Source organism: Rhizobacter sp. OV335 (genome assembly GCF_900142965.1).
Lineage (GTDB): Bacteria > Pseudomonadota > Gammaproteobacteria > Burkholderiales > Burkholderiaceae_C > Rhizobacter.
This window is the reverse complement of record NZ_FRCQ01000044.1, coordinates 1-24,962: the sequence shown is the minus strand read 5'-3', so window position 1 is coordinate 24,962 and position 24,962 is coordinate 1. Positions and strand designations below refer to the sequence as shown.

At 68.8% G+C, this 24,962-nt stretch carries 26 protein-coding genes and 3 pseudogenes; 11 read left to right on the top strand and 18 right to left on the bottom strand.

Going from position 1 to position 24,962, the window contains the following annotated elements:
- Nucleotide 1: 1 nt before the first annotated feature.
- The 3 genes from BUE42_RS29470 to BUE42_RS29460 form a co-directional block, all read right to left on the bottom strand.
- A complete protein-coding gene (locus tag BUE42_RS29470) occupies nt 2-922 on the bottom strand; it encodes a MurR/RpiR family transcriptional regulator (protein WP_073468851.1) in 921 nt (306 codons plus the stop codon).
- A gap of 155 nt (nt 923-1,077) precedes the next feature.
- A complete protein-coding gene (locus BUE42_RS29465) occupies nt 1,078-2,187 on the bottom strand; it encodes an ATP-grasp domain-containing protein (RefSeq protein WP_073468850.1) in 1,110 nt (369 codons plus the stop codon).
- A gap of 265 nt (nt 2,188-2,452) precedes the next feature.
- The gene (locus BUE42_RS29460; RefSeq protein ID WP_143171839.1) at nt 2,453-3,535 is read right to left on the bottom strand and encodes a hypothetical protein; all 1,083 of its coding nucleotides are present in this window, start codon (nt 3,533-3,535) and stop codon (nt 2,453-2,455) included.
- 159 nt (nt 3,536-3,694) lie between these two features.
- Between BUE42_RS29460 and BUE42_RS29455 the strand changes: the two genes are divergently transcribed.
- From BUE42_RS29455 to BUE42_RS29445, 4 genes are all read left to right on the top strand, one after another.
- Nucleotides 3,695-3,955 carry a hypothetical protein gene (locus BUE42_RS29455; RefSeq protein ID WP_143171838.1) on the top strand — a complete coding sequence of 87 codons (261 nt, stop codon included), beginning with the start codon at nt 3,695-3,697 and terminating at the stop codon, nt 3,953-3,955.
- 151 nt (nt 3,956-4,106) lie between these two features.
- Nucleotides 4,107-4,559 (top strand): hypothetical protein, encoded by a 453-nt coding sequence (locus BUE42_RS29450; RefSeq protein WP_073468847.1) that lies wholly within the window; start codon nt 4,107-4,109, stop codon nt 4,557-4,559.
- Nucleotides 4,556-4,732, top strand: coding sequence for a hypothetical protein (locus BUE42_RS33225; protein ID WP_159445519.1), 177 nt, complete (start codon nt 4,556-4,558; stop codon nt 4,730-4,732). The genes BUE42_RS29450 and BUE42_RS33225 overlap by 4 nt, the downstream gene beginning before the upstream one ends.
- Nucleotides 4,704-5,486 carry a sigma-70 family RNA polymerase sigma factor gene (locus BUE42_RS29445; protein ID WP_073468846.1) on the top strand — a complete coding sequence of 261 codons (783 nt, stop codon included), beginning with the start codon at nt 4,704-4,706 and terminating at the stop codon, nt 5,484-5,486. The genes BUE42_RS33225 and BUE42_RS29445 overlap by 29 nt, the downstream gene beginning before the upstream one ends.
- Before the next feature lie 99 nt (nt 5,487-5,585).
- On the opposite strand, the gene BUE42_RS29440 is transcribed toward BUE42_RS29445, so the two are convergent.
- Nucleotides 5,586-6,989, bottom strand: a complete 1,404-nt coding sequence (locus BUE42_RS29440) for a sigma-54-dependent transcriptional regulator (protein WP_083614746.1) — start codon at nt 6,987-6,989, stop codon at nt 5,586-5,588.
- Nucleotides 6,990-7,271: 282 nt separating this feature from the next.
- Here BUE42_RS29440 and BUE42_RS29435 point away from each other — a divergent pair, with 282 nt between their 5' ends.
- The 7 genes from BUE42_RS29435 to BUE42_RS29405 all read left to right on the top strand — a co-directional run bounded on the left by BUE42_RS29435 (nt 7,272) and on the right by BUE42_RS29405 (nt 14,483).
- Nucleotides 7,272-8,120: a VirB8/TrbF family protein gene (locus BUE42_RS29435; protein ID WP_073468844.1), complete on the top strand. Its 849-nt coding sequence runs from the start codon at nt 7,272-7,274 to the stop codon at nt 8,118-8,120.
- An 8-nt stretch (nt 8,121-8,128) separates the two neighbouring features.
- Nucleotides 8,129-9,142 carry a TrbG/VirB9 family P-type conjugative transfer protein gene (locus BUE42_RS29430; protein ID WP_083614744.1) on the top strand — a complete coding sequence of 338 codons (1,014 nt, stop codon included), beginning with the start codon at nt 8,129-8,131 and terminating at the stop codon, nt 9,140-9,142.
- 1 nt (nt 9,143) lies between these two features.
- Nucleotides 9,144-10,589 (top strand): TraB/TrbI/VirB10 family type IV secretion system protein, encoded by a 1,446-nt coding sequence (locus BUE42_RS29425; RefSeq protein WP_073468842.1) that lies wholly within the window; start codon nt 9,144-9,146, stop codon nt 10,587-10,589.
- Nucleotides 10,590-10,701: 112 nt separating this feature from the next.
- Entirely contained in the window at nt 10,702-11,184 is a 483-nt protein-coding gene (locus BUE42_RS29420; protein WP_073468841.1) for a hypothetical protein, read from the top strand.
- Nucleotides 11,181-11,642, top strand: coding sequence for a hypothetical protein (locus BUE42_RS29415; RefSeq protein ID WP_143171836.1), 462 nt, complete (start codon nt 11,181-11,183; stop codon nt 11,640-11,642). Before BUE42_RS29420 ends, BUE42_RS29415 begins: the two co-directional genes overlap by 4 nt.
- Nucleotide 11,643: 1 nt before the next feature.
- A complete protein-coding gene (locus BUE42_RS29410; protein ID WP_073468839.1) occupies nt 11,644-12,714 on the top strand; it encodes a CpaF family protein in 1,071 nt (356 codons plus the stop codon).
- Complete coding sequence (locus BUE42_RS29405) at nt 12,711-14,483, top strand: type IV secretory system conjugative DNA transfer family protein (RefSeq protein ID WP_073468838.1); 1,773 nt, start codon at nt 12,711-12,713, stop codon at nt 14,481-14,483. Before BUE42_RS29410 ends, BUE42_RS29405 begins: the two co-directional genes overlap by 4 nt.
- Before the next feature lie 207 nt (nt 14,484-14,690).
- Here BUE42_RS29405 and BUE42_RS34005 read toward each other — a convergent pair whose 3' ends face one another.
- The 14 genes and pseudogenes from BUE42_RS34005 to BUE42_RS29340 form a co-directional block, all read right to left on the bottom strand.
- Entirely contained in the window at nt 14,691-15,059 is a 369-nt protein-coding gene (locus BUE42_RS34005) for a GNAT family N-acetyltransferase (protein WP_235002697.1), read from the bottom strand.
- 63 nt (nt 15,060-15,122) lie between these two features.
- Nucleotides 15,123-15,629: pseudogene (locus BUE42_RS34000) on the bottom strand (class IV adenylate cyclase); the annotation flags it as partial.
- Complete coding sequence (locus BUE42_RS29390) at nt 15,629-16,114, bottom strand: GNAT family N-acetyltransferase (protein ID WP_083614738.1); 486 nt, start codon at nt 16,112-16,114, stop codon at nt 15,629-15,631. The pseudogene BUE42_RS34000 and the gene BUE42_RS29390, both read right to left, overlap by 1 nt.
- On the bottom strand, nt 16,111-16,500 hold the full coding sequence (locus tag BUE42_RS29385; RefSeq protein ID WP_073468837.1) for a VOC family protein: 390 nt from the start codon (nt 16,498-16,500) through the stop codon (nt 16,111-16,113). The genes BUE42_RS29390 and BUE42_RS29385 overlap by 4 nt, the downstream gene beginning before the upstream one ends.
- A gap of 81 nt (nt 16,501-16,581) precedes the next feature.
- On the bottom strand, nt 16,582-17,052 hold the full coding sequence (locus BUE42_RS29380; RefSeq protein ID WP_073468836.1) for a zinc finger domain-containing protein: 471 nt from the start codon (nt 17,050-17,052) through the stop codon (nt 16,582-16,584).
- Between the two features lie 183 nt (nt 17,053-17,235).
- The gene (locus BUE42_RS29375; RefSeq protein ID WP_073468835.1) at nt 17,236-17,643 is read right to left on the bottom strand and encodes a DUF3052 family protein; all 408 of its coding nucleotides are present in this window, start codon (nt 17,641-17,643) and stop codon (nt 17,236-17,238) included.
- Nucleotides 17,640-17,849 carry a hypothetical protein gene (locus BUE42_RS32765; RefSeq protein WP_143171835.1) on the bottom strand — a complete coding sequence of 70 codons (210 nt, stop codon included), beginning with the start codon at nt 17,847-17,849 and terminating at the stop codon, nt 17,640-17,642. Before BUE42_RS32765 ends, BUE42_RS29375 begins: the two co-directional genes overlap by 4 nt.
- A 48-nt stretch (nt 17,850-17,897) precedes the next feature.
- Entirely contained in the window at nt 17,898-19,466 is a 1,569-nt protein-coding gene (locus tag BUE42_RS29370) for a methyl-accepting chemotaxis protein (RefSeq protein ID WP_073468834.1), read from the bottom strand.
- A gap of 116 nt (nt 19,467-19,582) precedes the next feature.
- Nucleotides 19,583-20,917 (bottom strand): glucarate dehydratase, encoded by a 1,335-nt coding sequence (gudD, locus tag BUE42_RS29365; RefSeq protein WP_073468833.1) that lies wholly within the window; start codon nt 20,915-20,917, stop codon nt 19,583-19,585.
- An 89-nt stretch (nt 20,918-21,006) separates the two neighbouring features.
- Nucleotides 21,007-21,261, bottom strand: a pseudogene (locus BUE42_RS29360) (tripartite tricarboxylate transporter substrate-binding protein); the annotation flags it as partial.
- 279 nt (nt 21,262-21,540) lie between these two features.
- The gene (locus BUE42_RS29355) at nt 21,541-22,632 is read right to left on the bottom strand and encodes a sulfotransferase family protein (protein WP_073468832.1); all 1,092 of its coding nucleotides are present in this window, start codon (nt 22,630-22,632) and stop codon (nt 21,541-21,543) included.
- Complete coding sequence (locus BUE42_RS29350) at nt 22,629-23,642, bottom strand: hypothetical protein (protein WP_073468831.1); 1,014 nt, start codon at nt 23,640-23,642, stop codon at nt 22,629-22,631. Before BUE42_RS29350 ends, BUE42_RS29355 begins: the two co-directional genes overlap by 4 nt.
- Entirely contained in the window at nt 23,639-24,319 is a 681-nt protein-coding gene (cysC, locus tag BUE42_RS29345; protein ID WP_083614736.1) for an adenylyl-sulfate kinase, read from the bottom strand. The genes BUE42_RS29350 and cysC overlap by 4 nt, the downstream gene beginning before the upstream one ends.
- Nucleotides 24,320-24,335: 16 nt before the next feature.
- Nucleotides 24,336-24,962: pseudogene (locus BUE42_RS29340) on the bottom strand (sulfate adenylyltransferase); the annotation flags it as partial.

The following is a 24,962-nucleotide window of genomic DNA, read 5'->3' as shown; positions in this document are numbered from 1 at the left end:
TTCATATCTCGTCCTTGTTGCGAAGACCAGGGAACTGCGCGTCGGTGGTCAGGTGCGACAGCACCGATTCGGACAGCTCACGCGCGATGCGCAGGCCGTCGGGGTTGAGCCGCATCACCGCGGCGACCAGGGCTTCCATCACCGCCAGCGCGCCGAGCGCGGAACTCGGCAGCACCGCGTGCTGCGCGGGCGCGAGCAGCAGCGTGTCGGCCATCGTCGCGAGCGGCGCGGTGGGGCTGTCGGTGATCGCGATGACGTGGGCGCCGCGCTTGCGGGCGAACTCGGCCAGCCGCACGGTGGCGATCGAATAGCGCGGCAGCGAGATCGCGATCAGCAGGTCGCTGTCGCTGCAGCGCGCAAGGCGGCGTGCCGCGACCTCGGTGCCGCCGCTGCCGGCGATCGCCCACACCTGCGGCAGGTAGGGCATCAGCACGTGCGCGCCGTAGCCGGCGACGAAGCTGCTGGTGCCCAGGCCGAGCAGCCAGACGTTGCGCGCCTTCAGCAGGCGGCCGGCGGCGCGCTGGATCTGCGGCACGCTGCCGGCCTGCGTGAGGGCATCGCCGTCGATCGGCGCGTCGCCGTTCTTCGTCTTGCCGGCCTTGCCTGCCTTGGGTGCGCGGCCGGTGGCGCCGCTGCGCGCACCGTCGAGCTTGCGCACCGGGTCGACCACCGATTCGAGCTCGCGGCCGAGCAGGCTCTTCAAATGCGCGAAGCCCTCGAAGCCGGCCGCGACCGAGAAGCGGTTGATCGCCGCGACCGAGGTGCCGGTGAGCGACGCGATCTCGTCGGCGCTGCACGACAGCGTCTGGATCGGGTGCGCCGCCATCCAGTGGCCGACTCGCGCGAGCGATGGCGAGGCCTCCTGCGCGGCGGCGGCGATGCGCTGCTGCGCGGAAGCTTGTGAGGACGATGACGACGGCATGAATGAATGATGACATTCAATAAGTCGTTTGTAAATCGTTTCATTCACTCAGGATTTTCCCGGAATCGCGGCCCCAAAAGGAAACCGGGAGACAGTGCAGAAGCACTGTCCCCCGGTCTTGGTGCGGACGTGATGGAGCGTGGTGAACCGCGGAGTTACGAGGCGAGCAGGAGCCTGCTCACTTCGTCGTACCGCGGTCGGGGATCATCACCGTAGATGGCGATCCCCAAGGTGTGGCCGGTCAGGAACCAACCGAACAGGTAGACCATGGCCCCACCTGTGATCGGGTCGAATTCGAGCCCGGCATCCTGCAACCGGTCGAACACCTGCGAGAACTGCAGCTTCGGATTGACGGGCGTCTCCCTGATGAGGAAGACGCTCTTCAAACCGAAGAGCCACCGCAGGTATTCCGGCACCGACGAGCCGTTGACGCGGAGGTTGAACTCCGTGACAAGTCCCATCAGACCGTCGACGCGGAAGTCGATCCCGAAGAAGCCGCGCAGCCCGAGAGCCGCCAGCTTCCGAGCGATCGCGTGCGTCAGCGGACCCCAGTCGTCCTTCGACGACTCGTTGCCCGCGTGGTGACCGCCGATCACCACCTGCTTGGTCGACCCCAGGAAGCGCAGCGTTCCGTCCCATTCGACGAAGTACTGGTTCGAGTAGTCGTCCCCGGGAATGTGTTCCTGCACCTGGAACGCCTCGCCACGTCGCCGGAAGCGACGGACGGCGGCATCCAGGTCGGCGTCTTCCAGGGGACCCTCGACGTTGACTCCGCCGCTGGTCTCGAAGACGCGCTTGATCCACACCGGTTCCATGTCCAGCGGGATGATGACTTCGTTGCCGGGCCGGGAGACCAGGGACTTCGGGGTGAGTCCCGAAAATCCCCATTCCTCCATGACGCCGGGGAACTCCGACTTCATCGACGCGAGCTTGATCACCTGCTGCCACTTCCTGGCCCATTCCTGGTCCATCGCGCCTTGCGGCGCGTGGGCGTGGTCGAACATGCAAGGCACGTACGACTCGCCCGGAAGCAGCGGAACCGCACGCTGATCCCAGACGACCTCGGTCGTCGGATTCAGGCCGCAGCGCCGAAGGTGAGCGTCCGCCTCCGCGTGCAGGATCTGCACGCTCGGGTCGAGCTGGAGCCTGTCGCCAGGCGTGGAGATGGCGAGGTACTGCGTACCGCCACCGGTCAAGCGCTCCGGGTTGTCGCTCTGGAACCCCTGTCCCAGATACCCGTTGAGCAGTGCTCGTGCACCCTTCATCTTGCCTCTTCTCGTCCGTGAAGCGGCAACCACCCAGAGGGCGGCCGTCGCTCCAACCATGCTCACCCCAGACGGGGTTCGCCCGCTGGGTGTAGGGCAGGCACCGACGCTGTCAAGGGCGCACGTTCAAATGAGCGTCCGGAAAAGGAAGAAGCGCCGGTTGATCAAGCAGCAAAGCTGCTGGATCGAACCGACGCTTCCGTTCATCACGATGCGGCGCGCAGGGCAGAAATCATCCACCCTGCGCGACCGCATCGCATCCGTGTCAGGCCGACGTGGCAGAACCCGTCGAACCGTCTTCGGCCTTCTTGCTGGTGGTGAGAAGCCAGCCGACCGCGATCGTCAGCGGAACGAGCGCGAGCGCGCTCCACTGGATCCGTCCCGGCAGCACCTGGAACAGCACGACGTCCAGGATGGCAGCGAAGATCACCTGCACGCCGCGCAGCGTATTCAGCCGCGCGACGCTCAGATCGGTCCCCTCGCTCGAGATGTAGGCGAGTTGCGTCGCCAACTGCTGCCCGAGCGAGAACACCGCCACGCTCACGACGAGCGTGACACCGAGCCAGGTCGCCGGAACGGTTGCCCGATCCAGAGACAAGCCCGGCACCGCGATGAACCACAACGGCACGGTCAGCAAAGCTGCCGGTCCGTTCTGCCACAGCGTCGTGGTGATCTTGCTTTCCCGAACCGGCGCATCGTTCGCAGTGGTCACGATGCGCAGTTTCAGGTCGCGCAGCTTGTTGCGCAGCTCATCCTTCCTGGCCACGTCCTCGGTCAGGTAGTGAAGCAGCGTCGTGCACAGCCCGCTACCCAGCATGAACGCGAAGCCGAGCGCCACCGACCCTTCGGTCTTCGGCGCCTGAATCGCGAACATGTTGGCGGACACGGCGTACATCGCGGGTGCGATCCACGCCGCGCCGTCGATCCGCGGCCGCTTGCCGAGCAGGGACAGCACCCCGCCGACCAGCAGCGTCCATACCGGAACCACGGCCATCGAGATGGCCGACTGCAACTGCCCCGACATCTGCATCGATGCGAACAGGATGCAGACGGTCTGGCCGGTCTGCGTGATCGCCTGCCCCACCCGGTTGAACAGGTAGCGCGGACGGAACACGTCGAGTGACCGGTCGCGGACGGCCTGGACGACTGCCGTCACCCACGCTCCCAGGAAAACGCCCTGGAAGCGAACGGACAGCACCGTCGCGGCCGTCGCCAACCCCAGCACCGCGATCGCCCGGCTGGACGACTGCACGCACTGGACGCCCAGGCAATACAGGACGAACCAGAACATCGGTCTGGCGTACTCCCGCAGTCCGCTCAAGACTGCCACCTCCTCCATGTCAGGCATCCGGAGCTTCCGGATGCGCAGATCCCGCTGAGGTGCGGTCACCTCCGCATATTGACGCGTGCGGAATCGCCTGCTGGTTCTAGGGCGGCCCGCGCGCTTGTCAAGGCCGGCCCGGGGCTTGCACCGGAAAACCGGTCCACCACCGCGAGGAACACCCACATGACATCCACGCCACCCTCCTCCACCCCTGCCGCGCGGCGCGACGCGATGCGCTGGGTCCCCGTTCCCGAAGAACTCTTCCAGGCCACCTTGAAGGTCCGCGTGCAGGTGCAGAAGCAGCTGCAGATGCGCCCCGATCTCTCGGTGGTGATCGGCGCGATGCTGGCCCGCGCGCTCGAGACCGAGGGCCTCGCCGATGCGGTGACGCGGCATGCGGTCGCGCAGTTGCAGCGCAACGTCGAAGCCCCCGTCGAGCCGTGACGCAAGCGCCGATCGATGTGCGGCACGGCGCACGCGTGACGGCACCGAGCGCGGCGTGCCGCACAACGCTGCACCGCTTTGCCCGGGCGCTCGGCATGCAGAGCGATGGCACGGCCATTGCGCATGACAGGCGCCACTGCAAGGAGTGACGATGAAACTTCCCCTGCGCTTTCACCCGCTCGCGCGCTCGCCGCAACTCACCGCGCTGCTGCGCTGGTGCGTGGTCGGCCTGGTGTGCGCGCTGCTGCTGCTCGCGATGCTGCCGCAGCCGGTGCTCGCTGCCGGAGCCCCCCCCGGCAGCGCCTATCGCCTGAAGGTCGGCACGCTGGTCGAGTTCGACCCGCGCAGCGGCACCGTCGGCGATGCGATCAAGTCGCTGCTGGAGCCGGTGCAGTACCGCATCACCTACCGCACCGTCGACCCGGTCGACAGCGCCGCGGTGCTGCAGCGTCGCATCCCGGCGATCGCCGCGCATGCCGGCGTGATGAGCATCGAGCAGGCGCTGCTGCTGCTGATCGGCGAGGACAACCGGCTGGTCGTCGATCACGTGAACCGGCTGGTCGCGGTGGAACGCCTGCCCGATGACGCGAAGGAGATGCGATGAGACTCACCACCACCCGATGCCTGGTGCTGCTGCTGCCCTGGCTGCTGGCGGCCTGCGCCGCGACGCCGCCGCACGGCGGCCGCTCCACCTCGAACCCGCGCATCGTCGAGCGCGACCTGGGTGCCGACGCGCTCACCAGCACCGATGAGCGCAAGCCCGCCACCGCGCGCTGAGCCATCCGAGCCGTCGGCGCGCCGCGATGCGGCGCTGCCGACGCTGATGACGCTCTACATGCGCGAAGTGCGCCGCTTCGCGCGGCTGCTGCCGCAGCACGAGTCGGAGCTGCTGGCCGGCATCGACCGCGGCGACGACGACGCGCGCGACGCGCTGATCTGCCACCACCTCGGCTTCGTGATCTCGATGGCACGTGGCTTCTCGAACCGCGGGCTGGAGCTGCTGGACCTGATCGAGGAAGGCAATGTCGGCATGCTGGTCGCGCTGCAGAAGTTCGAGAGCGCGCGCGGGCTGCGCTTCTCGACCTATGCGGGCTTCTGGATCCGCCACCATCTGCAGACGGCGCTCGCGATGCAGGTGCCGATCGTGCGGCCGCCGCTGCGGCTGCAGATGTCGCACGACGCGGTGCCGGTCACGCCGGTGCCGATGGACGACGAGGACGTCGAGCAGCAGCTGTCGGACGCCGGCTTCAGCGAACGCGACGTGGCCGACGAGGTGGCCGAGCAGCGCGACGCACCGCGCCTGGCCGAGCTGCTGCGCGCGCAGGTGGCGCAGTTGCCGGAACGCCAGCGCGACATCATCGTCGCGCGCTTCGGGCTCGACGGCGGCGATGAATGCACGCTGCAGCAGCTCAGCAGCGAACGCGGGGTGACGCGCGAGCGGATCCGGCAGCTGCAGGTGTCGGCGCTGCAGACGCTGCGCGAGGCGCTGGAGAGCGCGGGGGTGACGAGGGACGTTGCGTTGGCGACATGACGACCCCTCGCCCGGCGAGTACGCCGGTCGGTCCCCCGAGGGGACGCGGGCCGGCTTGGGGCGGCCCGGCGCTCGGCCCGCTCGACGCCAGACTCGGGCCTATACGGCAGCGAAATCGCTCTGCGTCATCGGCATGAACCCCGACGCCGCCGGCCCGTCACCGCGGTAATCCTGCGGGTCCACGCTGAAGCGCGTCAGCTTGTCGTACAGCGTCTTGCGCGGCACATGGAGAATCTCGCAGGCCCGCGTCACCGAGCCGCCGCACATGCGCAAGCACTGCTCGATCACCGTGCGCTCGAACGACGCCACCAGCTGCGGCAGCGACTGCTGCGGCGCGTCGTCGCCCCCCGCCAGCTCGGGCATGCCCAGCACATGCCGCTCCACCGCATTGCGCAGTTCGCGCACATTGCCCGGCCAGTCGCGCACCATCAACCGGCAGACGAACTCGATGTCGAGGTCGGCATCGCTCAGCCCGTGGTGTTCTGCCGCCTCCAGCGCGAACGCATGCGCGAGCAGCGGGATGTCGTCGCGCCGCTCGCGCAGCGGCGGAAGCGACAGCTCGATCACGTTGATCCGGTAGTACAGGTCGATGCGGAAGCGCCCGGCACGCGACAGCTCCAGCAGGTCGTCCTTGGTCGCGGCGACCACGCGGCAGCTCAGCCGGATCGGCTCGTTGCCGCCGACGCGCTCGATCGTGCGCTGCTGCAGCGCCCGCAGCAGCTTCACCTGCATCGCCATCGGCATGCTCTCGATCTCGTCGAGGAACACCGTGCCGCCGGCCGCGTACTCGAGCTTGCCGATGCGACGCTTGGTCGCACCGGTGAAGGCACCCGCCTCGTGGCCGAACAGCTCGCTCTCGAAGATGTTCTCGGGGATCGCGCCGCAGTTGATCGCGACGAAGCGCTTGTCGGCGCGCGGCCCGTAGTCGTGCAGGCAGCGCGCGACCACCTCCTTGCCGCACCCGGTCTCGGCCTTCACCAGCACGTCGGTGTCGACGCGCGAGAGCCGCAGCAGCGCCTGGCGCAGCTTGCCCACCGCCGGGTGGTTGCCGCGCAGCACCTCGTGGATCGGCACGATGCCTCTTCGTACCGGCGCCAGCTCGCCGTCGTGCAGCGACTCGGCCGCGCGCGTCTGCAGCGTGAGTTCGCGCGAGCGGATCGCCTGCCGGCACGCGGTGGCCAGGCGCGGCAGCCTGTCAGGGGCGAGCACGTCGCGCGCACCGCGGTGCACCGCCTCGACCGCGGTGGCGGTGTCTTCCTGGTCGCTCAATGCGATCACGGTGAGCTGCGGGTCCATCGCATGGCACTGCGACAGCAGCTCCATGCCTTCGTGCACGCCGGGCAGGCGTAGGTCGGTGACCACCACGCCGGCCGCGCCCGACGCGATCAGCGTCAGCAGGTCCTCCGCGTTGGACACCGCGTGCACGTCGAGGCCACCGTCACGCAAATGGGCCGCGAGTTGTGCGCGGGTGCTGCCGAACAAGTGAAGCAATGCGACTTTCATGATGGGGTCCAGCGTAGTGATTTGCGGGCGGCGCGCAAGCTACGAGAACTCGTAGGGTGCCTCGAACGCCGCGTTGCGGGTCCGTGCGGAATGCCGCCTGCACCACCGCGCACCTTGCGGCATCGCGCACAGTCGCGGCGCCGTGGCCGCGGCCTTCAGCGCTGCAGCAAGACCGTCTAACTGCTTGGCGCGATTGAGATTTCGCGCAACGTGAAGACGTGCTGCCCAAGCTGGCATCGGTGTTGCGCTGGTCAGGGCACGACCGCCGCGAGACACACCACCATGACACCCCTGCTCAAGAAGCCCCGACCGCCCAAGGACAGCGTGCGCGCCGGTGGGCCGCGGCCCGCCTTCGACACCGAGCAGGGCCTGATCCCCGACTCGGTGATCACGAAGCTGCGCGCGCAATCGCGCTTCGACCTGCTGGCCGCCGCATCGGCCGACCGCGCGCGCTGGTTCGTCGCGTTCCTGCTGCTGTCGGGCATCACGCTGTTCTCGGCCATCGGCTGGTACACCGCCGACCAGCGCTTCGCGTCGAACGTGCGCGTGGCCTGGGTCAAGCTCGATCCGTCGGGCGCGTACACGGTGGAGTTCGCCGACCAGGCGCGCCCGGTCGAGTTCTTCCAGACCACGCTCGAATCGAAGATCAGCGAGTTCGTCGAGAAGCGCTACCGCAAGAATGCCGCGACCATCACCGGCGACTACCGCTTCGTCGGCTTCTTCCTGTCGCCCAAGCTGGTCGCGCAGTTCCTCGGCGCCGACGACTACCACGCGGCGCGCGTGGCCGCCGAGCTCACCGATTGCAAGGCGCGCTGCCTCGAACGCGACGTGCGCGTGCGCGTGGTGCAGCACCGCACGCAGATCCCGTCGGTGATCCCCGAGCAGGGCCGCACGACGCTGTACGAGACGCTGGTCTTCACGACCTTCACCGAACGCAAGCCCGACGGCACGGTCGTCGACCGGCGCAACGCCATCGTGCAGATGGGCTGGCGCATCAAGGGCAAGGACGAGATCGCCGCGAACAAGGGCTCGCTGATCGCCAACCCGCTCGGGCTGGAGATCCTCTCGCTCGACCTGAAGGAAGACCCGACGCCGGTGCCGCGCGACGACAAGGTCGCGCAGACCGGCTGAGGCCCGCAATGACATTCCCCATGGAGCAACGCGCCACGATGAACACCCCTCTGCTCAACAGCGCCCGCCTGACGCTGGCCGCCCTCGCGGTCGTGGCCGGCCCGGCGTTCGCGCAATCCACGCCGTTCGACGGCCCGGGCGATGCGCCGCGCAATGCGGTGTCGCCTGCAAGCCCGGCCGCCTCGGCGCCGCCGGTGGCGCCCGCACGCCGCGTGGCCGCGGCCACCCTGCGCATCCAGGCGCGCGCCGCCAACCAGGCGCGCCCCGGCGAGCCGGCGCTGAGCTGCCGCACGATCAACTGGCAGCGCGGCGACATCATCCGGCTGCAGGCCCAGCCCTTCAAGCAGATCCACGTCGCGCTGCCCGAGGCCGGCATCGACGTGATCATGGGCGACAAGGAGCTGTGGGCGCTCGACTGGATCAACAGCCGCATCTTCATCAAGCCGACCAGCCGCTCGAGCGAGGGCCGCTCGACCACGATCTCGGCGATCGGCCAGAGCGGCAACGCCTACGAGTTCCTCGTCACGCGCGTGCCCGAGAACCTGGAGATCTCGCACTGCGTCTACATCCAGGCCGACCCGGGGCTGATCTCGCGCGGCGCCTGGGCGCGCGCCGGCGACCAGCGCAGCGACGGCTCGTATGCGCAGGACTCGCGGCAGGAAGTGACCGCGCTGCGCGAGCGCAACGCCGGGCTGGAGCGCCAGGCGCGCGATTCGATGAAGGCCTACCGCAAGAAGCTCAACAGCAACTATGGCTGGGAGACCGGGCTGTTCTCGCGCTGGACCGCCGGCGAGATCGAGTCGGTGTACGACGACGGCCGCTTCACCTACGTGCGCATGAAGGAAGGCGCGCAGGGCATCGCGTCGATCATGGCCGAGCTCGACGGCAAGGCGGTGCTGCTCGACTACGCGTACGACGAGCCGACGCGCACCTACCAGATCAGCGGCCTGTTCCCGAAGTTCACGCTGTACTCGGGCAAGCAGACGCTGAGCATCACCCGCAAGGGTGAACGGGAGTCCTGAGATGAGCCAGCCCACATCGCACACCCCTCACAACCCGCCGGCCGGCGCCGCCGCGCAGTCCTTCGCCGACAGCCTGCCGCCGACCCAGCCGCCGGGCGGCGACGAGCAGGTCTCGCAGCACGGCAAGCGCGTGGTGATCGTCGGCGCGGTGCTCGGCGGCCTGATCGTCGGCGGCCTGCTGGTCGATTCGCTGCGCAGCCCGCCGAAGCCGATCGCCCCGGTGGCCGATACCGGCAAGCCGCCGCCGCAGGATCCGTTCGTCGACTTCGAGGCCAAGCAGCGCGTCGAGGCGGCGCGGCTGGAGACCGAGCGGCAGAAGAAGCTCGCGCTGGAACGCGCCCGCGCCGAGGCGCAGCGCGAGGCGCCGCCGCCATCGGCCGCCGCCCCGCGCTCGCCCGAGCAGGACCTGCGCGAGACCGCGCGCATGGAGGACCTGAAGCGCTCGCTCGCCGCAGTGAGCTCGCAGGAGATGCTGGTGTCGAACCCGCGTGCGCCGCGCGATCCCCGCGAGCCGAAGGACACGCCGCGCCGCACGGGGTCGACGACCGGCAGCGGCGGCGTGCCGGCCACTGGCACGGCGGCCGCCGGCAGCGTGGCGGCCGCGGCGGTGGGCGCGGAGGCACAGACGCCGCAATCGCAGTCGACCCTGACGCGGCTGCGCCAGGCGATCGACCGCGTGCGTGGCGGTACCGGCAGTGGCGACGACGCGGCGCGCTACGTGCGCGACCTCGCCGGCGCGCAGGCCTCGGGCGCGATCGTCGGCCAGACGGCCACCGCGCGCCGCGAGAAGGGCGATGCGCAGCGCGAGGGCGAGTACCTGGTGCCGGTCGGCACGGTGATGGCGGCGGTGCTCGACATCGAGGTCAACTCCGACTGGGAAGGCCGCTGGCGCGCGCTGATCGCCCGCGACATCTATGACCTGAACCAGGACGTGATCCTGATCCCGAAGGGCACGCGGGTGCTCGGCAGCTCGGCGCGGCCGAAGCCGGTCAACGAGGCGATCAACGAGCGCATGGCGCTGATCGCGCAGTGGCTGGTGCTGCCCAATGGCGCGCGCATCGACCTGTCGCGCAGCGCGATGCTCGATGGGGCCGGCGTCGCGGCGCTGGAGGGCGACGTGAACCGGCATTTCCTCGCGACGCTCGGCGGCGTCGCGGCCTACGGCGTGATCGGCGGGCTGGCCGCGACGCGCGCGGCGCGCTCGACCAGCAACGACACCAACCTCGCGGTCAGCGTGCTGGCCGGGCGCGATGCCGGCGCCGAGATCGCGGCCGGGCTGGCCGACGTGGGGCGGCGCGTCGCGTCGCGCTACCTGAACCTGGTGCCGACGATCGTCGTGAAGCCGGGCACGCCGATGAACGTGTTCCTCGACGACGAGCTGTTCCTGCGTGCGTGGGCGCCGATCGACGAGTTCGCGCCGGCGGTGGCACCGCAATCGATGCGCTGAAATGACGGCACCCACCTCCGTTCGCCCTGAGCTTGTCGAAGGGCCTGTGCACATGGAACCAGGGCTTCGACAGGCTCAGCCCGACCCTTCGACAGGCTCAGGGCGAGCGGGGTTGCACCTGCGCGAGCTGCTGCTGCGCCTGGCCGACGGCGACTATGCGCAGGCGCGGCTGCGCTGGTCGCTGCTGCCCTACATCACCGCCTGCGCGCCGCTGATCGTCACCAGCGTGCTCGCGCCGGCCTGGCTCGCGTGGCTGATGGCGCTGCCGTCGGTGCTGGCGCTGTACCGCGTGACGCAGATCCTCGACCCCGGGCTGTTCGAGGTCAGTCCGCAGCGCGGCGCGCTGGCCTATGCGCTCGCGCTGAACGCGCTGCTGGCCGTGTGGTGCCTGGCGCTCGCACTGGCCGGGCGCGGCGCCGCGGTGCCGACCACCGCGTTCGCGCACGCCGCGCTGCTGGCGCTGGCGGTCGCCCCGGCCTGCCGGCGCGATCGCGCGCGGCGCACGCGGCGCTGGCCGTTGCAGCGCACGTTCATTCCGCTGGCCGTGCTGGTGCTGGTGCTGCAGGGCGTGGCCACCTGGAGGTCTCCATCATGAAGGGCGCATTGCTTTCATCGTGCCTGCTCATCGCGTGGCTGCCGGCTCACGCCGCGCTGTACCGCTGTCCGTCGCAACAGGAGCCCGGCCGCAGCATCGTCACCAACCTGGTCGGCGATGCCGAGGCGCGCCAGCGCGACTGCACGCCGCTCGCGACGCGCACCTCCGCGCTGGATGCGCCGGTGAAGCCGCTGCAAGCCGCCACGCCGGCGCGCACGCCATCAATCTCCGCCGACCGCCGCATCCCGGTGGCGCTGCAGCGCGAGCGCGACACCGACCGCCGCGCGATCATCGACGCCGAACTGCGCACCGAGCAGCAGCTGCTGGCCCGCGCCCGCGAGATCGTCAAGGCGGCCCCCGCCGGCGATGCCGAGGCCCAGACCCAGGCGCGCCAGGCCGCCGCCCGCCATGCCGACAACGTCGATGCGCTGCAGCGAGAGCTGTCGCGCCTGCGCTGACATGTCCGCCAACGACCCGCAAAGCCCGCAGGCGCAGAGCGCCGTCAAGCTCCAGTGGGAGCTGGTGCGGCACTACCTGAGCCCGATCGAGCCGTACTTCCGGCTCGAGGGCGTGACCGGCATCTTCGTGAACCGCTTCGACAGCGTCTACATCATGCGGCACGGCGAGTTCGAGCCGGTCGACGCGCGCTGGAGCAACGAGTTCCACTTCGTCACCGCGATCGAGCAGATCGCCAACGCGCTCGGCCAGGAGGTGCACCCGACCGAGCGCCCGCTGCTCGACGCGCGGCTCGACGACGGCTCGCGCATCAACGCGGTGCTCGCGCCGACCGGCGTGACCGGCAGCAACATGACGGTGCGGCTGTTCCCGAAGCTGCGCTTCACCGCCGAGGCGCTGCTGGCCAGCGGCTCGTTCAACCGCGAGATGTTCCGCTACCTGCGGCTCGCGATGCTGAACCGCTTCAACGTGCTGGTCTCGGGCGGCACCGGCAGCGGCAAGACGACGCTGCTGAACGCGGTGTCGAACTTCATCCCGCCGGAGGACCGCATCATCAGCATCGAGGACACCGCCGAGCTGCAGATCGACAGCCGGCACTGGGTGGCGCTCGAAGCGCCGCACCGCTTCGCGAAAGACGTGGAGCCGCTGACGATGAGCCGGCTGGTGAAGAACGCGCTGCGCATGGAGCCGCAGCGGCTGATCGTCGGCGAGGTGCGCGACGGCGCCGCCGCCGAGGCGCTGCTGACGGCCGCCAACACCGGCCACTCCGGCATCCTGTCGACCATCCATGCCAACAGCGCGCTCGACACCATCGACCGGCTGACCAACCTGGCGGCGGCCGGCTTCTCGGCCATTCCGTACGAGCACGTGCAGCGCCAGGTGCGCAACAACCTCGACGTGATCATCCACGCGCAGAAGACACCGCACCACGGCCGGCGCATCGTCGAGGTGGCCGAGCTGGACGAAGGCGAGTTCCACCTGCTGTGGCGCTGGAACCACCGCGAAGGCCGGCACGAGCAGGTCAAGACCCCGTCGATGCGCCGCATGCTCTACACCCGGGACGACGACGCATGAACGGACTGCAGGATGCATTGAACGGCACGGTCTCGCAGGCGGTGATCGCGGCGATGCGCTGGTCCACGCCGTGGTGGTGGGTGTGCACGGCGCTGGCGCTGACGACGCTCGCGCTGATCAACGTGCTGCCGTGGCGCGTGCCGCCGGCCAAGGAGGCGGAGTACGGCATCTGGGAGGTGCTGAAGATCGCGCTGCGCCGCGTGGCGGTGTATGCGCTGGTCGCGCTGGTGCTGATCTTCTGGCCGGGCATGTACTTCGCCACCGTCGCGGCGCTCGGCAACGCGCCGGGCCAGGGCCACGTCTGGTTCGTCGACTACGTGTCGCGCCAGGCCTGGCGCTGGGGCTGGCTGCTGCCGGCCGGCATGCTGCTCGGCTGGACCGCGCGCGTGGCCTCGGCGCGCTACCTGACGCCGCAGATGTCGCGCCTGGTGCAGCGGCTGGTGGTGCGGCAGGAGGACCACAAGCAGAGCGACATCCGCAACGAGGTGGGCCGGCTGAAGGCGCGCGATTTCGACCCGCGCCGGCACCGCCGCGACGGCCAGGTCTTCATCGGGCTCGACAACGGCGGCAAGCCGATGTTCCTCTCGGGCGAGACCTTTCGCGCGACGCACATGCAGATCGTCGGCCCGACGCGCTTCGGCAAGGGTGTGGTGCTGGGCGTGATGCTGGAGCAGGCGATCGAGCAGGGCCATTCGGTGGTCTACATCGACCCGAAGGCCGATGCCTTCATCCCGTACATCATGGCCGAGGCCTGCGAGCGCGCCGGCCAGCGCTTCATCTACATCGACCTGGGCAACGAGGACACGCGCTGGGCGCCGTTCGAGGGCGGCGCGCCGCGCGACCGGCGCTCGCGCCTGTGCGCCTGCTTCGGGCTCAACAACACCGGCGACGGTTCCGACTTCTACAAGTCGCGCGAGCGGGCCATCCTCGACACCATCATGCCGCGCTCGGGCACCAGCATCGCCGGGCTGCGCGCGGCGCTCGAACAGCGCGGCGACGACGGCAAGCCGCTGAAGGAGAGCGCGAGCCGGCTCTACGACAACCTGGTGGAGTTCGGCATGCTGCCGTCGCTGAATCCGAAGAAGGGCGGCGGCAACAAGATCGGCGAGGCGCTGAAGGCGGGTGCGACGATCTACGTGCGCGGCTCGCTGGACGACCCGACGATCCGCCGCGCGACGCAGGCCTTCGTGACCGAGGTGATCCAGGAGGCGCGGCGCCTCGCGCCCGAGCGCACGCGCCAGCTGACGCTGGCGATCGACGAGCTGAAGTTCATGATCTCGCAGGAGGTGAGCGATGCGCTCGCGACGATCGCCGGCTTCAAGGTGAACATGGTGCTGCTGCACCAGTCGATCCACGACCTGCGCAGCCCGGAGGACCGCACGCTGAACGTGCAGGCGATCGAATCGGGCGTGCTGGTGAACTGCCAGGTGAAGCTGCTGTACCGCGCGAGCGACCCGGAGACGGCCGAATGGGCGAGCCTGCTGTCGGGCACGAAGATCGTGCGCGTGACCAAATCGGCCAGCGTCGAGTACAACCGCTTCGGCGGCGAGGCCTACACGCCGAAGCGGATGCTGTCGGACCTGGAGGTGCCGGTGATCTCGCCGAACGAGATGCTGAGCCTGTCGCCGCGCGTGGGCGTGCTGTACGCCCCCGAGCGGCTGGCCGAGGTGGTCTACACCTGCTTCGTGAAGGCCGACACCTCGCGCGTGCTGTACCGCAAGCCGGTGGCGAAGGCGGCCGAGGAGAACGCGACGGATGCGGCGGCTTGATCGGTTGCGCCTGCTGCGGGGTTGCGCCTGCATAAGCCGATGCGTGTTCTTCGGTTGGCGCGGCAAAGGCGCGGGTGAGCAGGCTGTGGCGCGCCCGTAGCCCGGATGCCAATCCGGGGTTTGTCCGACACATCCCGGATTGGCATCCGGGCTACGCGAGGTGACCGTCCACAACCCGCGCCGTCACGACACCCAGCAGTTTCATCATCAAGGCAAGCGCTGCATGTAGAAAAAGTCCGGCTCGCTCGCGGTGATGGCGAAGCCGAGCTTCTCGTAGAAGTGCCGCGCCGGGTTGACCCGCAGTACGCGCAGCCGCAGCGGCACGCGGGCGCGGCGGGCCTCGTCGATCAGCTCGCCCATCAGGCGCTGGCCGATCCCGCGGCGCTGGAATGGCGCGCGCAGGTAGATCTGCTGCACCTGCAGATGCGCGGGCTCGCGATCGACGTACAGCAGCCCGGCGTCCTCGCCATCGACGACCACCACCCGCGTGTTCGGCGATGCGCTGTCTTCGATCGACTCGCGCTGCACGCGGGCCTCGTCCCAGGCGCCCCAGGTCGCGACGGCGTGGTCGTGCATCGTCTCGCGCGTGATGCGGTAGAGCAGCGGCGCATCGGCGGGCGTCGCGGCGCGCAACATGAGCGCCGGCATCAGGTCGACATACGCCCGCTCGACGAGCTGCCCCACCGCCACCTGCAGCTGCGCCATCAGCGCATGCGCCTCGGCCACGCCGGCCTCGGCCGCCTCGTCGTCATGCAGCACGACCTCCAGCTCCAGGAAATCGCCCAGCCCCTCGACGCGGTCGAGGTGCACCCGCGTGCGACCCACCAGGTACAGCGTGCGCTGCTTGCGCACCCGGCCCGCCTGGCCGTGGGACAGCGTCAACACCTCGCGCAGCGCCACCGGTTCCGCGGTCGACGAGCGGACGTAGAACGATTCCTTCGGCCCGGCCTGGTCGGCGCGGCGGTAGAAGATCAGCTCGCCTTCGGTGTCGGAGAACGCGCGCAGCTTCAGCCGGCCGTTGTCGCAGCGGAAGAAGGTGTCGTCCTGCGCGATCAGCTCCGGGCCGTGCTGCGCCAGCGCAGCGACACGCGGCTCGATGTGTTCGATGCCCTCGATCCGGGCCTTGATCTCGATGTTGCGTGCCATCAGCCGGTCAACGCCTTCTGCATGTTGAGGCCGGTCACGCCGTAGCCCAGCGATTCGTACAGCGCCCGCGCGCCAGCATTGTGGGCGTGCACGTGCAGGCCGATGCTGGCGGCACCGAGCGCCGCGGCGAACGGCTCCAGCGCGGCGAGGGCCCGCCGCGCATGGCCCTGGCGGCGGTGCGCCGGCAGCACCTTGATGTCGAAGACGTAGGCGCCGATGCCGGCGGGATGGCGTTGCAAGGCGATCCACAGTGAGCCGACCGCCTGGGCGCCGTCGGCCGACCAGATCTCGCAGATGTGCTGGTCGGGCGTTGCGAGCCCCTGGGGCAGCAGCCGCTCGAACTCGGCCCGCGAGCGCGCGATCGCGCCCTCTTGAGGCCAACGGCCCGACGCGACGTTCAATTCGGCATAGCCGTGCACGCTGGCCTCGACCCACGCGGCGTAGCACGCCAGCCGCATCGGCACGAGCACGGGAAGCATCGTCATGCGGCCACCTCGCCTTCAGGCCCGGCCAGCACGACGACGTAGCCGTCGGGATCGCGCAGCCAGATCTCGCGCTGGCCGACGTTCGGATTGACCTCGGGCCCTTCGAGCACCTGGGCGGCCTGCTGGCGCACGCGCAGCACGGCGGCGTCGAAATCATCGGTGCGGAACCACAGCAGCATGCCGTTGCCGCGCACCGCGGTGTCGGGCCGGCCGAGGTGCGGATGATGGCGGGTGTCCCACGGCCGCAGCCGCATCACGACGCGCTCGCCGCTCAGCAGTTTTTCGTCGTCGACGGCAGCGGCACTGCTGCGCAGCCCCAGCACCGATTGGTACCAGTGGCGGCTCGATTCGAGATCGCGCACCGCGATCAGGGGCTCAGGAGACATGGGGAACGAAGGGCTGGCCTCGATCGGGCCACTATGTCACAGCTGTTCCGCCGGGGTCATGCGGATTTCGCAAGCCGCACGTCAAAAGTAGTGCAACGCCGCCCAGCCGAGCACGGCCGGGGCCGCCACCAGCAACGCCGCCAGGCCCAGGCAGCCGCGTTTGGCATCGGGGTTCGCCGCACCGGGCTGCACGCGCTTGGCGGCTTCGGCCAGCTGCGTCTGCTTGGCCTGCTGAGCGTCGCGGCGGGCCAGCATCTCGCCGGGCCCGTGGGTGCGGTTCTGGATCACCGATTGCGAGCCGCGCCAGCGCGTGTGGCAGGCGCTGCAGAAGAATTGCCGCGCGCCTTGCTCGTAGGCGAGCAGCGTGCGGCGCGAATGCGTGAACTGCTTGGTGCAGTTGGCGCAGGTGAAGCGCAGGTTGGCCGGGCCGCGCGCACGGCCGCTGCCGCCGCGGGTGCGGGTTTGGCGGCGGCGGGCTCGCACGAACCAGAGGCCGGCGGCAAAGGCGACTGCGGCGACCACCGCCGCGAACAGTTCGGGACTGAATTCCATGACGAACGCGATGCTAGCGGCTTGCGGGGCCGCGTGCCGCCCCCGCGGGTTCGCACCGGTAAGGGGCGTGTCGAAATGCCTGTGGATGTGGGGCGCAGGCGTCAGGCAGCGGATGCATTCACCGGGCCAGGTGCCGATCGAGGAACGCAAGCACAGTCGTGCGACAGGCCTCGGGCCCGGCCTTCAACGCAACTCCTTGCGCACGACCAGCTTCAACCCCGACCACACCGCATCGACGGCGCAGACCTTGATGTCGACGAACCCGAGCGGTAGCGCAAGCTCGCGGATCGTGTCCTCGGTGATGTCTGTCGGTACCTTTGATGCCTTCTTCGGCCACGAGATCCAGAGCGCCGCGTCGGGCTTCAGTGTCTTGCGCAGTGATTGCAGGTGCACGGACAACCCGTCACGCGCAGTGACAAACACATGCGCGATGTCGGTCGTATCCGTTGCCCGGCTGGTGAACTCAACACCGGACGGCACCGGCGCCAGCAGCATGCGGTAGCCGGACGGCTCACCAAGGAGCGCGATCGTGCAGCCGTCTTTCAAGCCGAGCTTCTTGGAGAGCGGCGTACCGGAATAGCCTGCGGTCATACAGCCGCACGGCCGGCCGCGAGTGCTGCGCGCACTTCGGCGAACACCTGAGCAGCAGGGATACTGGCTCCGCTGTCCGCACCCTTGCGGATCTCGGCCCGCAGCGCGTTGCGGATCACCTCGCGCTGGTCGGTGCTGCCGCCTGGAGCGATCTCCTCGCGCGGGGAGTTCTCGAACCGTTTTCCTGTGGCGTCGTTGGATGGCATGGGGCCAACGCTATCAAATGTTGACAGCCCCGCCAAGCCCGCATGGACTCACGCCGCAATCATGCCCCGATCCGCCAACCGGAACGTCCCGATGATCCCGCTCAGCCGCTGCGCCTGGTCCTTCAGGCTCTCGGCCGCGGCGGCCGATTCCTCGACCAGCGCGGCATTCTGCTGCGTCATCTGGTCGAGCTGGTTCACCGCGACGTTGACCTGGCCGATGCCCTGGCTCTGCTCGTTCGACGCCGCGCTGATCTCGCTGATCATGTCGGTCACACGCTTCACGCTGACGACGATCTCGCTCATCGTGCTGCCGGCGTCCTGCACCAGTCGGCTGCCGGCCTCGACCCGGTCGACGCTCTGGCCGATCAGGCCCTTGATCTCGCGGGCCGCGTCGGCGCTGCGCTGCGCCAGGCTGCGCACCTCGCTCGCCACCACCGCGAAGCCGCGGCCCTGCTCGCCGGCCCGCGCCGCTTCCACCGCGGCATTCAGCGCCAGGATGTTGGTCTGGAACGCGATGCCGTCGATCACGCCGATGATGTCGGCGATCTTCTTCGAGCTGGTGTTGATCTCGTCCATCGTCGAGACGACCTGCGACACCACCTCGCCGCCGCGCTGCGCCACCTGGGCCGCCGACGACGCGAGCTGCGACGCCTGCGAGGCCGAATCCGCGCTCTGGCGCACGGTGGCGGTCAGCTGCTCCATCGACGCGGCCGATTGCTGCAGGCTGCTCGCGGTCTGCTCGGTGCGCGAACTCAGGTCCTGGTTGCCGGTCGCGATCTGCGTGCTGGCCGTCGAGATGCCGTCGGCCACGCCGCGCACCTCGTTCAGCGTGCGCGTCAGCGCGCCGCGCATCGCGTCGATCGAGCGCAGCAGCCGGCCGGTCTCGTCACCGGCATAGGCCCGCTGCGGTGCGGCGCTCAGGTCCATCTTCGCGATCGCATCGGCCATCGCCTCGGCCCGGCGCAGCGGCACGGTGATGCTGCGCGCCAGCATCACGGCCAGCGTCACGCCCACCAGCAGCGACAGCGCCGCACTCACCATCAGCAACGTGTTCGCGCCGGCGCGGCGCGTTTCGGCGGCGCGGCCGTTGGCATCGAGCTGCTCGCGCTGCGCATTGCACAGTTCCTGCACGGCGGCGATGTACTCGCGCGACTTGGGCTCGAACCTCTCGCTGAACGATCGGCTGGCACCGTCGGCATCGCCGGCCAGCTTCAGCTTGCTGACCTCTTCGCGCGCCGCGAGGTAGCCCTTGCGCAGCTCGCTGACCTTCTCGTACTGGCGGCGCTCGTCGGGCATGTTCATCTGCGGCTCGATCTGCTTCTGCAGCTCGGTGGTCAGCTTGATCGACTCGGCGGTGGCACCGGCAAAGTACTCGATCAGGCTCGGGTCGCTGCTCTTGGCGATGGCGGCGGCGCGCTGCACGCCCGAGGTGGTGAAGCGCAGCCAGTCGGACAGCGCGCGCTCGGTCTTCACGTTGTCGGAGATCATCACGTCGATCTCGGCGCTGGTGCGGTTCAGCGTGTACACCGCATACAGGCTGCTCGCGACCGACAGCCCGAGGATCAGGCCGAGGACGACGGTGAGGCGCTTGCCGATGGAAAGGTTGTCGAGGAGCATGGTGCGTCGGATAGGGGAGACGCTGGCTTATCGACCACTGGTCAGGCCACTTGAGCAGGACCCGCCCCTGCAGCCGCCTCGGGCCGCATGGTTCGTGACAAGTTCAACGATCGAGGTCAGCGGTCCAAAGCGGGCCGCTTCGGATCGAAGGTCCATCCGGGGACCAGGTACTGCATCGCGACCGCGTCGTCGCGCGAGCCCAGGCCGTGCTGGCGGTACAGCTGGTGGGCCTTCTCGACCTCGCCCATGTCGAGCTCGACCCCCAGGCCGGGCTTCTTCGGCACCTGCACGTGGCCCCCCTCGATGCGCAGCGGCTCCTTCGTCAGGCGCTGGCCGTCCTGCCAGATCCAGTGGGTGTCGATGGCGGTGACCTTGCCGGGGGCCGCAGCGCCGACCTGCGTGAACATCGCGAGCGAGACGTCGAAGTGGTTGTTCGAATGCGAGCCCCAGGTGAGGCCCCAGTCGCGGCAGGTCTGCGCGACGCGCACCGAGCCGGCCATCGTCCAGAAGTGCGGGTCGGCCAGCGGGATGTCGACCGACTGCAGCGCGAGCGCATGGCTGAGCTGGCGCCAGTCGGTGGCGATCATGTTGGTGGCGGTCGGCAGGCCGGTGGCGCGGCGGAACTCGGCCATCACCTCGCGGCCCGAGAAGCCGCCCTCGGCGCCACACGGGTCCTCGGCATAGGCGACGACGCCGCGCATGTCGCGCATCAGCCGGATCGCATCCTTCAGCAGCCAGCCGCCGTTCGGGTCGAGCGTGATGCGGGCAGTCGGAAAGCGCTCGTGCAGCGCGCGGATCACCTCGACCTCTTCATCGCCGCGCAGCACGCCGCCCTTCAGCTTGAAATCGTTGAAGCCGTAGCGTGCCTGCGCGGCCTCGGCCAGGCGCACGATCGCATCGGCGTCCAGCGCCTTCTCGTGGCGCAGGCAGAACCAGTCGTCGGCGGCCTCGGGCTCGCTCGCACCACTGGCATACGGCAGGTCGGTGCGCGTGCGGTCGCCGACGAAGAACAGGTAGCCGAGCATCTCGACCGCATCGCGCTGCTGGCCTTCGCCGAGCAGCGCCGCCACCGGCACGCCCAGGTGCTGGCCGAGCAGGTCGAGGAAGGCCGATTCGATCGCGGTGACCGCATGGATGGTGGTGCGCAGGTCGAAGGTCTGCAGCCCGCGGCCGCCGCTGTCGCGGTCGGCGAAGCCCTGCTGCACGCGCTGCAGCACCTGCTGGTGGTTGCCGATCGGCTGGCCGACGACGAGCGGCGCGGCGTCCTCGAGCGTCTGGCGGATCTTCTCGCCGCCGGGCACCTCGCCGACGCCGGTGCGGCCGGCGCTGTCGGTCAGGATCAGCAGGTTGCGGGTGAAGAACGGGCCGTGCGCGCCGCTCAGGTTCAGCAGCATGTCGTCGCGCCCGGCGACGGGGATCGCGCGCAGCGCGGTGATGATGGGTGTTTGCATGGATGAAAAGGGATGTCAGTGGGCCACAGACTCCGTTCGCCCTGAGCCTGTCGAAGGGTCCGGCTGAGCCTGTCGAAGCCGGCGAATACTCAATCTGCGGTGATCTTGCCCGTCTCGATGACGGTCTTCCAGCGCGCGAACTCCTTGTGCTGGAAGGCGGTGAACTGCGCCGGCGTGTTGCCGACGATCTCCATGCCGACCGACACGAACTGCTGCCTGACCTGCGGGTCGTTCAGCGCCGCGACGATCGCCGCATGCGCCTTCGCACGCACCTCGGCCGGCAGGCCCTTCGGCGCGGCGATGCCCTGCCACGAGTAGACCGCGAGGTTCTTGACGCCCGCTTCATCGGTGCCGGTGGCGCCGGCCTTGGAGCCGCCGGGCGGGAACGGCACCAGCAGCGTGACGGGCTTGTCGGGCCAGGCCTCGGCGTGCGCGGTCGTCGCCATCGACGCAACGCCGAGGGCCAAGGCGATGGGCAGAGCGGTCAGCAAGCGCATGGTTGGTTTCCGGAGGTTGTGCGAGGTCGGCGCTTCTCGCGTTTCCCTCTCGATTGTTAACGTTAACAATACACCTCGGACCACGCTATCGCAGCGAGGGTTTACCCGACTGCGGTGGCCACGACTTCAGGTAGGTGTGGTCGCGACATGAAGCCGAGATTGGTGCGCGTGGTTCAGGCGTTCGCGTACGGAGGCCAGGTGGTCCGCCCTGACCCGTCGCAGAACGAAGTCGCGGTAGTTGGCGTTGCTGAGTTGGCTCCATGCCTGCACCCGCCCCAGGGCGGATTGCTGCGCGCGAGAGGCGAGAACCACGTCGTCTGGAATTGGCGCGTTCGCATCGGTCATGAATTCATAGCCGTAGGAGCGCATGTGCTCTCTCGCCACCGTCTCGATGATCTCGATTTCGTCGACGCTCAGCTGGCTCTTGAACTTGTCCCTGTTGGCCGGGATGGGACCGAAGCAGTTGGATGACCACAGATCCGACAACTTCGACATCTGCCGTGCTTCCGTGGAAGCCGCCACGTCGAGCATTTGCGGAAGGAAGTCCAGGCCGATGAAGTCGCAGATGCCGCGCAGGACAAGCTCCTGGTCAGCGAGGAAATCCTCGTATCGGATCGTGAGTACGCGGGCCGGATGGGCATGGACGAGACGCTGGGCCGCATCATGCGCGGCGACCCACGTCATCGCATTGAGCGTGCTGTCGAAGTCATGGATGATCGCGCGGTTCATCGAGGCCACCTGGGCGCGCGGGTCTCTCACCACGTTCAGGAACAGCATGTCTGGAAACAGCTCCATCATCTCGGCGGCGTAGTGGATGCTGTCGAGCGATTTGTCCATCACGACGCGGGCATGGTGCTGCTCGCCGCTGCGCAAGAGCAGCTCCCACACCACGCGGTGCACGCTGCGCTTCTCGTCCTTGACGGCATCGAAGATCTCACCCGGGTCGAACGCCACGTCGGGCCACTTCACCATGCTGGCGGCCTGCAGGCCGACGACGTCCACGACGAGCTGGAAATAGTTGCGGTCCTCGGCCAGATCGCCATAGAGGGGCACCAGCGGCATGAAATCGACGATGTGCAGCGGGTAAGGCGAGTAGAAACCTTCACTGAAATTCAGCCTGAGTCTCAGCGCGTGGCTTCCGCATCGACGCAACGGCACCATCAGAAGCGGGCGGGGGCGACCCGCATGGGACGTGGAGATGGAGGGCTGACGGGTCATGATGGTTTCCCTGTGATGTGGTTTGAAAAGTCGGCGATGAACTGCTCCAGTTCGATCACCGGCAGACGATCGATGCCGGCGGCTGCATGCCGCCCACCGCCGCCTGGATAGAGACAGCACAACGCTTGCGCCGACTTGCGCTGAGCAGGACAGCGGACGCTGACCAGGAAGTGACCGTCCGAACGGCGCGTGAGGACCGCGAATGATCGATGGGGCTCTTCGCAGGAGAGGCGGTTCGCCAGCGTTCCGGAAAGCCGCCTGGCCCATGCCGTGCCCGGCAGCAGATAGACGTCGCCATCGATGCTTCGCCAATAGGGCGCGAGCGCCTCGAGGTGATGCTGGTCGTCGGCGCGGCCAGCGGCCAGGCGACGATATTCGTCGGCATCGGCGATGAAGCCGAACGGGCTCTCGAAGTTGTGCACCACTCGATAGAGGTCGATCGGCGAGAAGTGCAGGTCTTCCACGGCCTCGCCGTAGGCGTTGTAATTGAGAAGCTGCCCCAGCTGCTCCAGGCTCGCCGTCTGGTTCAGGGTGAGCCCGCGCTGCGCGCAAAGACTGCGTGCGACCTCGAGCAAGTTGTCGCCGAAGGCGCCCACGATGGCCCACTCGTGAAAGCGGCCGGCCAGGGTGCGATCCACCAGCAAGGAGGTGCAGACCACGGCGGAAGGGTCGATGTGGCTTTCCAGCCGCGGGTGGTGGAACAGGCTGCGTGCCGAATGGTGATCGAAGTAGCGTACGCGCCCACCGGCCTGCAGTGCGCGACGCACGCCGGCTTCGTTCCTGTCGAACGAGACGTCCAGCACGGTGATGTCGCTGGGAGGGTTCGTGTCGCCCAACTGCCCAAACAAGTCGATGTCGCGCTTGACGCCACTGACGAGGCGCCCTGCGCGCGGCTCGGCCATGCGCAATTGGTGCAGGCTGCAGATGCCGTCGGCGTCGCCATTGAACAGGTCCACCACCGGCAGGGTGCCCGTGCGGTCCGCCAACGCGAACGATGGGATCGATGTCATGACACGAGGGAGCCGCGACTGACGAGAAAGTCCATCAGCTTCTGCGCCGATTGGTCGAGGCTGCACAGGTCCGTGTCGATGCGCAGCGCGGGAGACTGTGGGGTCTCGTAAGGTGCCGACACGCCGGTGAATTGGGGGATGGCTCCCGTTCGAGCCTTTTCGTAGAGTCCTTTCGGGTCCCGCGCTTCGCAGACGGCCAGCGCCGTGCTGACATGGACTTCAATGAACCTCGCATCGCCGATGATGGATCGCGCTTGTTCCCTGTCTTCCTGCCGTGGCGAGATGAGCGCCGTGAACACGATCAGCCCCGCGTCGTTCATCAAGGCGGCAACTTCCGCGACACGCCGGATGTTCTCGCACCGATCTGAAGGCGAGAAGCCCAGATCGCTGCTGAGATGGTGGCGGATGTTGTCGCCATCCAGCACGAATCCCAACTGCCCTTGGGCATGCAGCCGGCGCTCCACCGCATAGGCCAAGGTGGATTTGCCTGCGCCGCTGAGGCCTGTCAACCAGACCGTCACCGGTTGCTGGTGGAGCAGGGCGCGCCGCTCGGCCGCCGAGACCAGGCTGGGGTGCTTCACCACGTTGAGACAAGTCGCGCCCCGTGCCACGGGAGTGGCATGGGTGTCGGCATTGCCGAGACGTGGCCGGACAAGGGAATGCGTGGAAGGAGTCATGGCGCGAGCAAGCCTCTCAGGACGGCGAACATTCTTTGACCAGCAGCGCCCCGCTGGTGCGGTTGGTGGCCGGGTCCACGATGATCAGCGAGCCGCCGACGCGGTTCGACTGGTACGACTCCACCGGCAGCGCCTGTTGGGTCTCGACGATCACATGGCCGATCTCGTTGACGGCGAGCTGGTTCGCGTCGATCGCCTCCAGCGTGTGGATGTCGAGCCGGCTCTCGATCGCGGTGATGCGCGCCTGCACCCAGCGGTTGCCGTGGCGCACCCAGTACTTGCGGCCGACGACGGCGGGTTCGGTGTCGAGCCACGCGAGCGTCGCGCTGAAGCGCTGCGTCTCGTGGATGGTCGACGGCGTCGAGATCCAGTCGCCGCGCGAGACGTCGAGCTGCCGGTCGAGCACGACGCCCGCCGACTGGCCGGCCTCGACCACGTCGACGACGTCGCCGGCCAGGCGCACCTCGGCGACCATCGCGGTCTGGTTGCTCGGGAAGACCTGTACCGTGTCGCCGGCCTTCACGCGGCCGTGGGCGACGCGGCCGTACAGCGTGCGCGGCTGGTTGCCGGTGCCTTCGCCTTCGCGCGACACGTACTGCACGGGGATCAGCAGGTCGCCGTCCTTGCGCTCCTGCAGCGCCGG

Excerpts from the sequence above, each read along its gene's own strand:
- BUE42_RS29385 (WP_073468837.1), bottom strand. The coding sequence starts at position 16,500 with ATGTCTCCTGAGCCCCTGATCGCGGTGCGCGATCTCGAATCGAGCCGC.
- BUE42_RS29375 (WP_073468835.1), bottom strand. The coding sequence starts at position 17,643 with ATGACCGCAGGCTATTCCGGTACGCCGCTCTCCAAGAAGCTCGGCTTG.
- gudD (WP_073468833.1), bottom strand. The coding sequence starts at position 20,917 with ATGCAAACACCCATCATCACCGCGCTGCGCGCGATCCCCGTCGCCGGG.
- BUE42_RS29455 (WP_143171838.1), top strand. The coding sequence starts at position 3,695 with ATGACATCCACGCCACCCTCCTCCACCCCTGCCGCGCGGCGCGACGCG.
- BUE42_RS29470 (WP_073468851.1), bottom strand. The coding sequence starts at position 922 with ATGCCGTCGTCATCGTCCTCACAAGCTTCCGCGCAGCAGCGCATCGCC.
- BUE42_RS29410 (WP_073468839.1), top strand. The coding sequence starts at position 11,644 with ATGTCCGCCAACGACCCGCAAAGCCCGCAGGCGCAGAGCGCCGTCAAG.
- BUE42_RS34005 (WP_235002697.1), bottom strand. The coding sequence starts at position 15,059 with ATGCACGACCACGCCGTCGCGACCTGGGGCGCCTGGGACGAGGCCCGC.
- BUE42_RS33225 (WP_159445519.1), top strand. The coding sequence starts at position 4,556 with ATGAGACTCACCACCACCCGATGCCTGGTGCTGCTGCTGCCCTGGCTG.
- BUE42_RS29465 (WP_073468850.1), bottom strand. The coding sequence starts at position 2,187 with ATGAAGGGTGCACGAGCACTGCTCAACGGGTATCTGGGACAGGGGTTC.
- BUE42_RS29350 (WP_073468831.1), bottom strand. The coding sequence starts at position 23,642 with ATGACATCGATCCCATCGTTCGCGTTGGCGGACCGCACGGGCACCCTG.
- BUE42_RS29435 (WP_073468844.1), top strand. The coding sequence starts at position 7,272 with ATGACACCCCTGCTCAAGAAGCCCCGACCGCCCAAGGACAGCGTGCGC.
- BUE42_RS29390 (WP_083614738.1), bottom strand. The coding sequence starts at position 16,114 with ATGACGATGCTTCCCGTGCTCGTGCCGATGCGGCTGGCGTGCTACGCC.
- BUE42_RS29460 (WP_143171839.1), bottom strand. The coding sequence starts at position 3,535 with ATGCCTGACATGGAGGAGGTGGCAGTCTTGAGCGGACTGCGGGAGTAC.
- cysC (WP_083614736.1), bottom strand. The coding sequence starts at position 24,319 with ATGACTCCTTCCACGCATTCCCTTGTCCGGCCACGTCTCGGCAATGCC.
- BUE42_RS32765 (WP_143171835.1), bottom strand. The coding sequence starts at position 17,849 with ATGCCATCCAACGACGCCACAGGAAAACGGTTCGAGAACTCCCCGCGC.
- BUE42_RS29445 (WP_073468846.1), top strand. The coding sequence starts at position 4,704 with ATGAGCGCAAGCCCGCCACCGCGCGCTGAGCCATCCGAGCCGTCGGCG.
- BUE42_RS29415 (WP_143171836.1), top strand. The coding sequence starts at position 11,181 with ATGAAGGGCGCATTGCTTTCATCGTGCCTGCTCATCGCGTGGCTGCCG.
- BUE42_RS29430 (WP_083614744.1), top strand. The coding sequence starts at position 8,129 with ATGACATTCCCCATGGAGCAACGCGCCACGATGAACACCCCTCTGCTC.
- BUE42_RS29440 (WP_083614746.1), bottom strand. The coding sequence starts at position 6,989 with ATGAAAGTCGCATTGCTTCACTTGTTCGGCAGCACCCGCGCACAACTC.
- BUE42_RS29405 (WP_073468838.1), top strand. The coding sequence starts at position 12,711 with ATGAACGGACTGCAGGATGCATTGAACGGCACGGTCTCGCAGGCGGTG.
- BUE42_RS29380 (WP_073468836.1), bottom strand. The coding sequence starts at position 17,052 with ATGGAATTCAGTCCCGAACTGTTCGCGGCGGTGGTCGCCGCAGTCGCC.
- BUE42_RS29355 (WP_073468832.1), bottom strand. The coding sequence starts at position 22,632 with ATGACCCGTCAGCCCTCCATCTCCACGTCCCATGCGGGTCGCCCCCGC.
- BUE42_RS29450 (WP_073468847.1), top strand. The coding sequence starts at position 4,107 with ATGAAACTTCCCCTGCGCTTTCACCCGCTCGCGCGCTCGCCGCAACTC.
- BUE42_RS29425 (WP_073468842.1), top strand. The coding sequence starts at position 9,144 with ATGAGCCAGCCCACATCGCACACCCCTCACAACCCGCCGGCCGGCGCC.
- BUE42_RS29370 (WP_073468834.1), bottom strand. The coding sequence starts at position 19,466 with ATGCTCCTCGACAACCTTTCCATCGGCAAGCGCCTCACCGTCGTCCTC.